This is a genomic window from Providencia sp. wls1914 (genome assembly GCF_009706645.1).
Classification (GTDB): Bacteria; Pseudomonadota; Gammaproteobacteria; order Enterobacterales; family Enterobacteriaceae; genus Providencia; species Providencia zhijiangensis.
In genome coordinates this window covers 45,309-57,310 of the sequence record NZ_WLUN01000018.1, presented here as the reverse complement: position 1 = coordinate 57,310, position 12,002 = coordinate 45,309, and the positions used below count along the sequence as shown (strand labels likewise).

Annotated in this window: 9 protein-coding genes, 6 tRNA genes and 1 pseudogene; 14 read left to right on the top strand and 2 right to left on the bottom strand. The window is 43.3% G+C overall.

Annotated features, from left to right (window positions below; genetic code table 11):
* The first annotated feature begins 175 nt into the window (after positions 1 to 175).
* The 10 genes from nagB to GKR74_RS17520 all read left to right on the top strand — a co-directional run bounded on the left by nagB (position 176) and on the right by GKR74_RS17520 (position 6,095).
* On the top strand, positions 176 to 979 hold the full coding sequence (nagB, locus tag GKR74_RS17565) for a glucosamine-6-phosphate deaminase (RefSeq protein WP_108479370.1): 804 nt from the start codon (positions 176 to 178) through the stop codon (positions 977 to 979).
* Positions 980 to 1,103: 124 nt separating this feature from the next.
* Complete coding sequence (gene nagA, locus GKR74_RS17560) at positions 1,104 to 2,270, top strand: N-acetylglucosamine-6-phosphate deacetylase (protein WP_154604630.1); 1,167 nt, start codon at positions 1,104 to 1,106, stop codon at positions 2,268 to 2,270.
* Positions 2,271 to 2,277: 7 nt separating this feature from the next.
* Positions 2,278 to 3,501: a DNA-binding transcriptional regulator NagC gene (gene nagC / locus GKR74_RS17555; RefSeq protein ID WP_154604629.1), complete on the top strand. Its 1,224-nt coding sequence runs from the start codon at positions 2,278 to 2,280 to the stop codon at positions 3,499 to 3,501.
* 254 nt (positions 3,502 to 3,755) lie between these two features.
* Positions 3,756 to 3,832 (top strand) — tRNA-Met (locus tag GKR74_RS17550).
* 7 nt (positions 3,833 to 3,839) lie between these two features.
* Positions 3,840 to 3,924, top strand: a tRNA-Leu gene (locus GKR74_RS17545).
* A 32-nt stretch (positions 3,925 to 3,956) separates the two neighbouring features.
* Positions 3,957 to 4,031: transfer RNA gene (locus tag GKR74_RS17540), tRNA-Gln, on the top strand.
* Positions 4,032 to 4,083: 52 nt separating this feature from the next.
* A tRNA-Gln gene (locus GKR74_RS17535) sits at positions 4,084 to 4,158 on the top strand.
* A 48-nt stretch (positions 4,159 to 4,206) separates the two neighbouring features.
* Positions 4,207 to 4,283: transfer RNA gene (locus tag GKR74_RS17530), tRNA-Met, on the top strand.
* Positions 4,284 to 4,298: 15 nt separating this feature from the next.
* A tRNA-Gln gene (locus GKR74_RS17525) sits at positions 4,299 to 4,373 on the top strand.
* Between the two features lie 378 nt (positions 4,374 to 4,751).
* Positions 4,752 to 6,095, top strand: a complete 1,344-nt coding sequence (locus GKR74_RS17520) for a dicarboxylate/amino acid:cation symporter (protein ID WP_154604628.1) — start codon at positions 4,752 to 4,754, stop codon at positions 6,093 to 6,095.
* Between the two features lie 58 nt (positions 6,096 to 6,153).
* Here the strand turns inward: GKR74_RS17520 and nfsB are convergent, their stop codons facing one another.
* Entirely contained in the window at positions 6,154 to 6,807 is a 654-nt protein-coding gene (nfsB, locus tag GKR74_RS17515; protein ID WP_154604627.1) for an oxygen-insensitive NAD(P)H nitroreductase, read from the bottom strand.
* A 99-nt stretch (positions 6,808 to 6,906) separates the two neighbouring features.
* Between nfsB and GKR74_RS17510 the strand changes: the two genes are divergently transcribed.
* A complete protein-coding gene (locus tag GKR74_RS17510) occupies positions 6,907 to 7,287 on the top strand; it encodes a winged helix-turn-helix transcriptional regulator (protein ID WP_181478115.1) in 381 nt (126 codons plus the stop codon).
* Positions 7,288 to 7,363: 76 nt separating this feature from the next.
* Here the strand turns inward: GKR74_RS17510 and ubiF are convergent, their stop codons facing one another.
* On the bottom strand, positions 7,364 to 8,551 hold the full coding sequence (gene ubiF / locus GKR74_RS17505) for a 3-demethoxyubiquinol 3-hydroxylase (RefSeq protein ID WP_154604666.1): 1,188 nt from the start codon (positions 8,549 to 8,551) through the stop codon (positions 7,364 to 7,366).
* A gap of 337 nt (positions 8,552 to 8,888) precedes the next feature.
* Between ubiF and miaB the strand changes: the two genes are divergently transcribed.
* The 3 genes and pseudogenes from miaB to ybeY all read left to right on the top strand — a co-directional run bounded on the left by miaB (position 8,889) and on the right by ybeY (position 11,890).
* Positions 8,889 to 10,319, top strand: coding sequence for a tRNA (N6-isopentenyl adenosine(37)-C2)-methylthiotransferase MiaB (gene miaB, locus GKR74_RS17500; RefSeq protein ID WP_154604625.1), 1,431 nt, complete (start codon positions 8,889 to 8,891; stop codon positions 10,317 to 10,319).
* Positions 10,320 to 10,405: 86 nt separating this feature from the next.
* Positions 10,406 to 11,404, top strand: coding sequence for a PhoH family protein (locus GKR74_RS17495; RefSeq protein WP_225577265.1), 999 nt, complete (start codon positions 10,406 to 10,408; stop codon positions 11,402 to 11,404).
* A pseudogene (gene ybeY / locus GKR74_RS17490) lies at positions 11,405 to 11,890 on the top strand (rRNA maturation RNase YbeY).
* Positions 11,891 to 12,002: the final 112 nt, after the last annotated feature.

Below are 12,002 nucleotides of genomic sequence, written 5' to 3'. Positions count from 1 at the left end.
TAAATTAGTAGCTATTCTCGAAAACTTATTTTATGATTAAAAATAAGTTTTTTATATGATTTGCTGTATATACTCCAAGTACCTCAGTCATAAGAAAATGTTGAAAATGATCAACACAATTGAGATTTGGGGTCCTACAAGTATAAATTTAAAGAAACACTAGAGGTAAAAGTACATGAGGCTTATCCCATTAAATAATGCTCATGATGTTGGCGTATGGTCCGCACAGTACATCGCTGATAAAATCAACGCATTTAATCCGACAGCTGAACGCCCTTTCGTTCTAGGCTTACCGACCGGCGGAACGCCGCTTGCCACCTACAAAGAATTAATTGCCTTATATAAAGCAGGTAAAGTCAGCTTTAAACATGTCGTGACATTCAATATGGATGAATACATTGGTATTCCAAAAGATCATCCACAAAGTTACCACACGTTTATGCACCAAAACTTTTTCAATCACATTGATATCCAAGCTGAAAACATCAATTTACTCAATGGTAATGCCCCTGATGTCGACGCGGAATGTCAACGTTATGAAGACAAAATCAAATCCTACGGCCAAATCAATCTATTTATGGGTGGCGTAGGTAATGATGGTCATATCGCGTTTAATGAGCCAGGTTCTTCTTTAAGTTCGAGAACACGTATCAAAACGCTAACACCAGAAACTCGCCAAGCTAACTCCCGTTTCTTTGATAACGATATCAATCAAGTTCCTAAGTACGCATTAACCGTGGGTGTTGCGACTTTATTAGATGCAAAAGAACTGATGGTATTAGCGACAGGTGCAAACAAAGCCGATGCTGTTCACGCGGCGGTAGAAGGTTCTGTTAACCACTTATGGACAATCAGCTGTGTGCAACTACATCCTAAAGCATTGATTGTCTGTGATGAGCCAGCAACATTAGAATTGAAAGTCAAAACGCTCAAATATTTCAAACAATTAGAATGTTCGAATATCGAGCAGTTTGATTAATTTATACTCAGCCCTATTTTAGCGTCTCTAAAAGCGCCTAAAATAGATAGAGTATCGAACACCCGACCCGCCATACTGATGCGGGTCGGTGACCCATTTTACTCGCGGTCAGGAGTTTTACGCTATGTACGCATTAACTAATTGCATTATTTTTACAGGTCACGAAAGACTGGATAACCACGCAGTCATTATTGATGGCGAAATCATCAAAGCGGTGTGCCCAGAATCCGAACTCGCTCACGATATCGAACGTAGAGATTTAAAAGGTGCCATTCTATCGGCTGGCTTTATTGATCTCCAAGTGAATGGCTGTGGCGGCGTGCAATTCAATGACAACGAAGAAAACGTCACATTGAAAAACCTCGAAATCATGCAAAAAGCCAATGAGCGTGCGGGTTGTACTAGCTTTCTGCCAACTCTCATTACCTGTTCAGATGAACTGATGAAGCATGGCGTCGATGTCATGACTGAATATCTGAAACACAATAAAAACCAAGCGCTTGGTTTACATATTGAAGGCCCTTACATTAATTTGATTAAAAAAGGGACTCATAACCCAGAATTTATCCGTAAGCCATCGGTCGAGATGATGGATTACTTAGCAGCACATGCTGATGCGATTAGCATGATCACGCTTGCACCTGAAATTGTTGAGCAACGCTTTATCCACCAGCTCACCGAAGCGGGTATTGTGGTCTCAGCGGGTCACTCCAATGCAACCTATGAAGAAGCGCGCCAAGGCTTCCGCTCGGGTATTCGTGCATCGACCCACCTATTCAACGCAATGCCATATATTTCTGGTCGCGGCCCTGGTCTGGTTGGCGCAATTTACGATACTCCTGAAGTCTATGCTGGCATTATCGCGGACGGTCTACATGTTCAATGGGCCAATATCCGTAATAGTAAACAGCTCAAAGGGGATAAACTGGTTTTAGTCACCGATGCGACAGCACCAGCGGGAATTGATCCCCAAACAGGTGAAATGGATCATTTTATCTTCGCAGGTAAAACCATATACTATCGCAATGGATTATGTGTCGATGAAAATGGCACACTGAGCGGCTCTTCCCTGACCATGATTAATGCGGTGAAAAACAGTGTTGAACATGTTGGCATTCCTCTTGATGAAACATTAAGAATGGCCACCCTTTACCCAGCAAGAGCCATTGGGGTAGAGGCAACATTAGGTTCCATCGAAGCCGGCAAAACGGCTAACTTGACTGCCTTTAACCAAGACTTCCAAGTCCTTTCAACTTATGTAAACGGAGAGGAAGTCTATAAAAATGAGTAACTAGCTGATGAATCAAAGCCACTCGCTAAAGCAAATTGGTAATATTGATCTCGTAAAACAACTCAACAGTGCTGTCGTTTACAGCCTGATTGATCAACAAGGACCGATATCGAGAATTCAGATAGCGGAACAGAGCCAACTTGCACCAGCGAGTGTCACAAAAATCACTCGTCAGTTACTCGAACGCGGTTTAATTAAAGAAGTAGACCAGCAGGCCTCCACCGGAGGCCGTCGCGCTATATCCATCGTCTCCGAATACAAACATTTCCATACCATCGGTGTGCGCTTGGGCCGTTACGATGCCACAATCGCCCTGTATGACCTTAGCGGTAAAATGCTGGCAGACGGCCACTACCCTATTACAGAACCTACTCAGCAAATCGTTGAACATAAACTGATTGCAGCACTTGAAGATTTTATCTCGCTGCACCAGCGACGTATCCGTGAATTGATTGCTATTTCGGTGATATTGCCAGGGCTGGTCAATCCGCACTCTGGCATTGTCCACTATATGCCACATATTAAAGTGGATAATTGGCAGTTGATTGATAACCTACAGCAGCATTTCAATCTCACCTGTTATGTTGGGCACGATATTCGCAGCCTCGCCCTCGCTGAGAGCTATTTCGGAGCCACCCAAGATTGTGAGGACTCGCTTCTTGTACGCATCCACAGAGGCGCTGGAGCGGGTTTAGTCGTTAATAAAGAGATCCTTCTTAATCATCGAGGTAATCTTGGGGAGATTGGGCATATCCAAGTTGACCCACTAGGTGAGCTTTGCCATTGCGGTAATTTTGGTTGTTTAGAAACCATCGCCTCCAACCAAGCCATTGAAGCTCGCGTGAAGCAGCGTTTAGAACAGGGCTATACGAGCCAATTAACCCCTGAAACCAGTTCAATTACCCATATTTGCCAAGCCGCAAACAAAGGCGATCCACTGGCAACCGAGGTTATCCAACACGTCGGACGCCAAATTGGTAAAGCTATCGCCATTACCATTAACTTGTTTAATCCTGAAAAAGTGGTGATCGCCGGAGACATTACTGAAGCTGAGCAGGTTCTATTACCTGCCATTCAAAGCTGCATTGATACCCAAGCGTTAAAAGGTTTCCGTGAAAACTTACCGATTGTCACCTCGCAACTGGTTCATAATTCAGCAATTGGTGCATTTGCACTGACAAAACGCGCCATGTTAAACGGCGAATTGCTCCAAAGATTATTAGAAAGTTAACTTTGCGCTCTTTCTTATCGGTAAACAGCAAAATAGCGCAATAAATCCCAGTGTGATTTTTAACCATCTTAATAATAACAAATCACATTTTTTCAAATTCGGGGTTGTTTTTTGCTGGCTTTATCGACAAAATGATTATTCATCAAACAAACAGACGCATTTTCTAAAAAATAGTGCAAAAAGCTGTTGACTGTCTTGCCTGTAATTAGCATAATGCGCCCCGCAACGCCGATGAAGGTTAAGCAAAAAAAGATGGCTATGTAGCTCAGCTGGTTAGAGCACAACACTCATAATGTTGGGGTCACAGGTTCGAATCCCGTCATAGCCACCATTTCTTTGCGGGAGTGGCGAAATTGGTAGACGCACCAGATTTAGGTTCTGGCGCCGCAAGGTGTGCAAGTTCAAGTCTTGTCTCCCGCACCATTTTCCTTCTCGGTTAAAATTGAATTTAAGATTGGGGTATCGCCAAGCGGTAAGGCACCAGGTTTTGATCCTGGCATTCCCAGGTTCGAATCCTGGTACCCCAGCCATCTTAAAAACAATTAATTTTCTTAGTGAAAATAAATAATAGATATTCTCGGATGGGGTATCGCCAAGCGGTAAGGCACCAGGTTTTGATCCTGGCATCCCCAGGTTCGAATCCTGGTACCCCAGCCATCTATTATCCTACCAAGTAGTAAAATCACACAGTAAAGAAAATACAATGGCTATGTAGCTCAGTTGGTTAGAGCACAACACTCATAATGTTGGGGTCACAGGTTCGAATCCCGTCGTAGCTACCATTTCTTTCTTGTTGTTGGGGTATCGCCAAGCGGTAAGGCACCAGGTTTTGATCCTGGCATCCCCAGGTTCGAATCCTGGTACCCCAGCCATCCTCTTTTGTATTCTTCATCAAAAAACACTCTCAAAACAATTTAAAAAATTAAGTAAATAAACTTAATGCGTTATTTATTTAATGCTTTTTAAAACTATCATCCTGCCTTTAAATTTTCTTTTAACCTTTTAAAAAACATTTAACACATCCCATTTACCTTTACGCAACCTTTGTATCGGAAGTGTGATGTCAGTCATTTTCATGTAACCAAATAAAGTGGTAATCTTGCGACGAATTGTAGTTAGATTAGATTAGTAATACGTAAGCCCCCTTTCGTCTTAAATTATCAGTCCAACTTTCCAATCCATCTCAACTCAGTTGTAAAAAAACCAATAATTATAATTGCTCTAACACAATATTTTTACAGAGAAAACTTATGCGAAACATAATAAAACAACCACTATATAAAATTTTATATGTGCAGGTCATTGTCGCCATCACTCTCGGTATTGCCCTTGGGCATTTTTTCCCAGACATCGGAGAGTCATTAAAACCGTTGGGTGATGCGTTTATTAAAATCGTGAAAATGATTATTGCTCCCGTCATTTTCTTAACGGTTGTGACTGGTATTTCAGGCATGACCAACATGAGAGCCGTCGGTAGCGTTGCTGGTAAAGCAATGCTGTACTTCATCACATTCTCAACTATCGCCCTGATTATTGGTTTAATCGTCGCTAACGTCATCCAGCCTGGTTCTGGACTGAATATCGACCCTGCAACCTTAGATAATGCGAAAGTTGCTGGTTATGTCGAAAAAGCGCACGAGTCTTCCATCGTTGGCTTCTTCATGAATATCATTCCTGACACCGTGATTAGCCCATTGGTGAACGGAAATATTCTGCAGGTTCTGTTTATTTCGGTGATCTTTGGTTTAGCATTGGCGGCAACCGGTAAACACGGTGAGCCTATCGTTAAACTGCTGCAAAACTTCTCTGAACCAGTATTCAAAATGGTTGCTATGTTGATGAAACTGGCACCTATCGGCGCATTTGGTGCGATGGCATTTACCATTGGTAAATACGGTATTTCGTCTATTGGCAACTTAATGATGCTGATCATGACGTTCTACATCACCTCGCTGCTGTTCATTTTGGTGGTGCTGGGCGCAGTGGCAAAATATAACGGCTTCTCGATTATTGAACTGATCAAATACATCAAAGATGAATTATGGTTAGTGCTGGGTACCTCTTCTTCTGAAGCTGCATTACCAAGCTTAATGAGAAAAATGGAGCATGCGGGTTGTGAAAAATCCGTTGTAGGTTTGGTTATCCCAACCGGTTATTCATTTAACCTCGACGGCACCAATATCTATATGACGATGGCAGCACTGTTTATTGCTCAAGCGACCAATATTGAATTAACACTTTGGGAGCAAATTTCCCTGCTGTTAGTTGCGATGATCAGCTCTAAAGGTGCGGCGGGGGTAACTGGTGCAGGCTTCATTACCTTAGCGGCAACGCTGATGGTGGTGCCAAGCATTCCAGTTGCAGGTATGGCACTGATTCTGGGTATCGACCGCTTTATGTCTGAGTGCCGTGCGCTGACCAACTTAGTCGGTAACGCTTGTGCATGTATCGTGGTTGCGCGTTGGGAAAAAGAGTTGGATACCGAAAAACTGGCTCATGCATTCTCATCCAAAGGTGAATCTTTAGATTCAATCATCACGGAAGAAGATGCAGTACAACCAACGACTTCTGTCGATATCGCAAATAATAAATAATTTATTACCCCTATAATGAAAATAAGCCGCAATTGCGGCTTATTTTTTATCCAATAAATTAAAGCTCAGTCACGACTTCATTCAATGGACGACGCACTTTTGGTAATGCAGAATTAAAATCGTCTTCGGTTTTATAGCCCAACGCAACTACGGTCACCGCATTTAGCCCTTTCTCATTCAAACCAAACTCATCATTAAGAATTGAAAAATCGAGACCTTCCATCGGCAGGGCATCAACCCCTAAAACCGCCGCACCTAATAATAAAGCTCCCATATTCAAGTAAACTTGTTTTTCTATCCAATGCGGCAAATCCTTCAATTCATTCTTATGTAAATTCACAAAAAATGAACGAGCCATATGATTCTGCTCTTTAAATTCGCTTTTCAGATATCGCCCTTCTTCATCTTCGAGATCTAAAAGATGCAGTAAATAATCCTCAGGCAACTCTGTTTTTCCACACATCACAATTACATGAGATGCATTGCGAATTTTTTCCTCATTGAATGAGTACCCGCCTGCCGTCGCATTGATGATTTTTTGTTTTGCTTCAGGGCTACTTACCATCAAGAAATGCCAAGGTTGCACGTTGACACTCGAAGGGCTTAATTGGAGCAACGCTTTTATCTCAGTCAGAGTTTCATCAGAAATCGTTTTATTCGGGTCAAAGCTTTTCGTTGCATAACGGGTATTTAAAACATTAATTAAGTTCATTGGATCCTCTAAGTTAAATAAACTGTATTGAATTTTGAACATCCTAATGTTAAAAGTACAAACAGACAAGTACGCACATTAATGGCACATACTATACAAATGGATACTATCAAAAAAAGACGCTACACAAACTACACCTACGATGGATGCCCTGTAGAAGCCTCATTAGAGCTAATGGGAGGAAAAGGGAAAGGCGTGATCCTGTATCATTTACAGGGAAAAACGCTGCGATTTAATGAAATAAAAAGGAAATTAGTTTTCATTACACCGCGCATGCTGACCAAGCAATTACGAGAACTCGAAAGTGACGGGCTAATTACTCGCCATGTCTATCCCGAAGTGCCACCCAAAGTTGAGTACTCAATGACCCCTGCGGGTGAATCTTTAAGTGCGGTGATTAATGCACTGCAAGAGTGGGGAGAAAAATATGGGATCCCGCTATTAAATATGCAAGAGCAAGATGTAAATACAGAAGAGTAATTATGAAGAAGTTACCCAGAAACTTATCTGGGTAACAAATAACAATAAATAGGTTCAATACCATCAATGGGTTAGATTACAGCCCCAGCGCATATTTTAACGCTAATTTTTTCGCCTCGCCCGCACGTTGCGCGGTCATCAAGCCAAAGTTTCTCAGCATTTTCAAGCCCGGTAAATTCTCGCTGAAAGCCATATAGAAAATATCCATCCCCGCCTGCATTACTAGATTGTCGGGTAAACGGCGTCGCTGATAGCGCTTAAGCACATCCAAAGACTCCCATGCCTCAACATACTCACGCGCTTGGTAAATGACCTTCAATAACACATCCACATCGCGATAACCGAGGTTTACACCCTGACCCGCTAACGGATTGATAGTATGCGCCGCATCACCAATCAGCACTAATCCATCCATCACATAGCGGCTTGCATGATGACGAGTTAACGGAAATGCACCCGATGCGATGGCTTTTACTGCACCAAGCCGTTCAGGAAACGCTTCCGAGATAGCGCCTGTGAGTTGCTCCATAGATAGACTTTGCAAACGGCGAATTTTGGCAGGACTGTCATACCAAACGAGGGACGCCCAATTATCATACAATGGTAAAAATGCCCTTGGGCCTGACGGGAAAAATTGCTGCCATGTACGGTCTTGTTGCGGCGTATCCGTTTGGATAGTGATCAACATGCAAGATTGACGATATTGCCAGCCTCGGCTACCAATACCTGCCATTTTACGCACTTGAGAATTAGCGCCATCCGCGCCAACCACCAGTTTGGTTTCCAGAATACGCCCATCTTCCAACTCAACCATCCAGTGTTTTTGCCCATGGGGTTGATGTAAATTCACCAATGTCGCTGGGCAAACTAATTCTAGATTGCTGTACTGTTCGCATTCGCGCCACAATGCCAACTGTAAAACGCGGTTTTCCACCATAAAGCCAAGCTCTGGTAAGCCTAAACTTTTGGCATCAAAAATCACATTGCTGCCCGGCTCTTCCCAGGTTTCTAATTCGCGATAAGGCGCACTGCGCATCGCTTCTACATGTTTCCATGCCCCTAATTGCTTCAGCAATTCAATAGAAGCACTGCTGATGGCAGAGATACGCACATCTGGCGTACTGCTCACATCAAACTCGGCCGGCTGGGCTTTCTCAAGTAAAGCCACTTTCATCCCTTCTTGGGCGAAGCCTAATGCCGCTGCGGCGCCGGTCATTCCCGCACCAACCACAACAACATCATAAAATTCAGTTAGTTTATTCATCATGATAGCTACTATTAACTGTTTGATTTATTTAGTATACCGAAAAATTCTTACCCCCGCAGGCAATATCTACGCTCGGGCTCTGGTCACTGATGCCTCAAATGAATACAATACTCGTCAATCTTTAAAACAATAGGCAAATAGCCTGCCCTTAAGTATTTGGTGATGATATTATTTTAGCATGTTATTACTGGGTGATTTTTGCATTTAATCCAATACAGAACGCTGTTCTTAATCAAAATGCGGTGAATTTCCCCATCATCATAGGGTAGGACTTTGGATTTACAACGCGTTTCGAAGTCCCTATTTTAGACCTCGAAAACACCGGATACACGACATGTCGACAAATAAAAAGTTATATATGAAAACTTGGGGCTGCCAGATGAACGAATACGATTCATCTAAAATGGTCTCTTTATTAGAAAGCACCCACGGCTATCAACTGACTGAAATTGCTGAAGAAGCAGATCTGTTGTTATTAAACACTTGTTCGATCCGCGAAAAAGCCCAAGAAAAGGTGTTCCACCAGCTTGGTCGTTGGAAATTCTTCAAAGACAAAAATCCTGACATCATCATTGGTGTCGGTGGCTGCGTCGCATCCCAAGAAGGTGATTTTATTCGCCAACGCGCACCTTGCGTTGATATCGTTTTCGGTCCGCAAACTCTGCACCGTTTACCGGAAATGATTAACCAGATTCAAGGTAACCGCAGCCCAATTATTGATATCAGCTTTCCTGAAATTGAAAAATTCGACCGCCTACCAGAGCCTCGCGCTGAAGGCCCAACCGCGTTCGTTTCTATCATGGAAGGCTGCAACAAATACTGTACGTTCTGCGTTGTGCCATACACACGCGGCGAAGAAGTTAGCCGCCCTTGTGACGACATCCTGTTTGAAATTGCACAGTTAGCGGCGCAAGGCGTGCGTGAAGTGAATTTACTGGGTCAAAACGTTAACGCCTACCGTGGCGAGATGTTCGACGGTGAAATCTGCTCATTTGCCGAATTATTACGTTTAGTGGCCTCTATCGACGGTATTGACCGCGTACGCTTCACCACTAGCCACCCAATCGAATTTACCGATGACATCATCGAAGTGTATCGCGATACCCCAGAGCTAGTAAGTTTCTTACACTTACCAGTGCAAAGTGGCTCTGACCGCGTACTCACAATGATGAAGCGTGCGCATACTGCATTGGAATATAAGGCGATTATCCGTAAATTACGTGAAGCGCGCCCAGGTATTCTGATCAGCTCCGACTTTATTGTTGGCTTCCCTGGCGAAACCACCGATGATTTCGAAAAAACCATGAAGCTAATTGCTGACGTGAATTTTGATATGAGCTACAGCTTCGTCTACTCAGCTCGTCCGGGTACACCAGCCGCTGATTTACCGGATGATGTTAGCGAAGACGAGAAAAAACAGCGTCTGTATCTGCTGCAACAACGCATTAATCAGCAAGCAATGAGCTTCAGCCGTGCCATGCTGGGAACAGTTCAACGTATTTTAGTGGAAGGCACATCACGTAAAAATGTGATGGAGCTTTCAGGTCGTACCGAAAATAACCGTGTAGTGAACTTTGAGGGCACTCCGGACATGATCGGTAAATTTGTTGATGTCGAAATCGTCGATGTTTATACCAACTCTTTACGCGGTAAAGTAATTCGTACTGAAGATCAAATGGATCTGCGTGTTCATGAATCCCCAGAATCCGTGATTGCACGTACCCGTAAAGAAGATGAACTTGGCGTTGGTAACTTCCAACCCTAAAGATAGGATACTCAGTGACCGATAACAAACCTTTGCAAATCGCAACACAAGAGATTTTTTTAGAGCCCGCAGATAATCAGCGTTTAATGAGCCTTTGCGGGCCATTTGACGACAATATTAAGCAATTAGAGCGTCGTCTTGGCATTGAAATTAATCGCCGAGACAACCGTTTTAAGCTTTCGGGTAAAGCACTTAATATCCAAGCTGCCAGTAAGATTTTACGCCAGCTGTACGTTGATACCGCGCCAATCCGCGGAGTGATCCCTGATATTGATCCTGAAAATATTCACCTTGCCATTGTCGATAGCCGAGTGCTTGAGCAATCCGCAGAAAGCGTACCTGACTATGGTAAAGCCGTGAATATCAAAACCAAGCGCGGCGTGATCAAACCTCGTACCCCAAATCAAGCGCAGTACATTGCCAATATCTTAGATCACGATATTACATTTGGGATTGGTCCTGCGGGAACGGGTAAAACTTACCTTGCTGTTGCAGCAGCCGTCGATGCATTAGAACGCCAAGAAGTACGCAGAATTCTGCTCACCCGCCCAGCGGTTGAAGCCGGCGAAAAATTGGGTTTCTTGCCGGGTGATTTAAGCCAGAAAGTGGATCCTTATTTACGCCCGCTATACGACGCGCTGTTTGAAATGCTCGGTTTTGAAAAAGTTGAAAAATTGATTGAACGTAATGTGATTGAAGTGGCTCCGCTGGCTTACATGCGCGGTCGCACACTGAACGATGCGTTTATCATTTTAGATGAGAGCCAAAATACCACCATCGAACAGATGAAAATGTTTTTAACCCGTATTGGTTTTAACTCTAAAGCCGTCGTCACTGGGGATATCACTCAGGTCGACTTGCCAAGAGGAAGCAAATCCGGTTTAAGACACGCCATCGAAGTGTTATCGAACGTGGATGATTTAAGCTTTAATTTCTTCCATAGCGAAGACGTGGTGCGTCACCCTGTCGTGGCGAAAGTTGTCATGGCTTATGAAGCATGGGAAGAGCAAGACAGCAAACGTCGCCAGCAATTGAAAGAAGAAAAAGAGCAACAACGTGAGCTTGAAAAGCAGGAAAATCACTAAATGAGCGATGTTATTCTCGATTTACAAATAGCGAGCGAAAATACCGACGGCTTACCCTCTGAAGCGATGTTCCAGCGCTGGGTCAATGCGGTATTACCCAAGTTTCAAGCTGAAAGTGAAGTCACTATTCGTATTGTTGACGAAGCCGAAAGCCATGAATTAAATCTGACTTATCGTGGAAAAGATAAGCCGACTAACGTGCTGTCATTTCCATTTGAAGCACCACCTGAAGTGGAACTTCCACTGTTAGGGGATTTAATTATTTGCCGTCAAGTGGTGGAGCAAGAAGCCGCCGAGCAGCAAAAAAGTGAAGAAGAACATTGGGCGCACATGGTGGTTCACGGTTGCCTGCATTTACTCGGTTATGATCATATTGAAGATGATGAAGCTGAAGAAATGGAAGGATTAGAAACCGAGATCCTCGCAGAAATGGGTTATGCCGATCCGTACCTTGCGGAAAAAGAGTGAGCTCTCTATAATTTTTAACGTTAACAAGCATTTTTAGACGTAAAACGATGTCTGTAAACGTAAAGAATATGCTTCAACGCTAACCCATAAATTGTTTCGCTAAACAAAATGTTTTAAGCTAAACAATTCA

What these genes read in the sequence shown, in the direction of transcription:
- nagB (WP_108479370.1), top strand. Translation starts at nt 176, where the DNA reads ATGAGGCTTATCCCATTAAATAATGCTCATGATGTTGGCGTATGGTCC.
- nagA (WP_154604630.1), top strand. Translation starts at nt 1,104, where the DNA reads ATGTACGCATTAACTAATTGCATTATTTTTACAGGTCACGAAAGACTG.
- nagC (WP_154604629.1), top strand. Translation starts at nt 2,278, where the DNA reads ATGAATCAAAGCCACTCGCTAAAGCAAATTGGTAATATTGATCTCGTA.
- GKR74_RS17520 (WP_154604628.1), top strand. Translation starts at nt 4,752, where the DNA reads ATGCGAAACATAATAAAACAACCACTATATAAAATTTTATATGTGCAG.
- nfsB (WP_154604627.1), bottom strand. Translation starts at nt 6,807, where the DNA reads ATGAACTTAATTAATGTTTTAAATACCCGTTATGCAACGAAAAGCTTT.
- GKR74_RS17510 (WP_181478115.1), top strand. Translation starts at nt 6,907, where the DNA reads ATGGATACTATCAAAAAAAGACGCTACACAAACTACACCTACGATGGA.
- ubiF (WP_154604666.1), bottom strand. Translation starts at nt 8,551, where the DNA reads ATGAATAAACTAACTGAATTTTATGATGTTGTTGTGGTTGGTGCGGGA.
- miaB (WP_154604625.1), top strand. Translation starts at nt 8,889, where the DNA reads ATGTCGACAAATAAAAAGTTATATATGAAAACTTGGGGCTGCCAGATG.
- GKR74_RS17495 (WP_225577265.1), top strand. Translation starts at nt 10,406, where the DNA reads ATGAGCCTTTGCGGGCCATTTGACGACAATATTAAGCAATTAGAGCGT.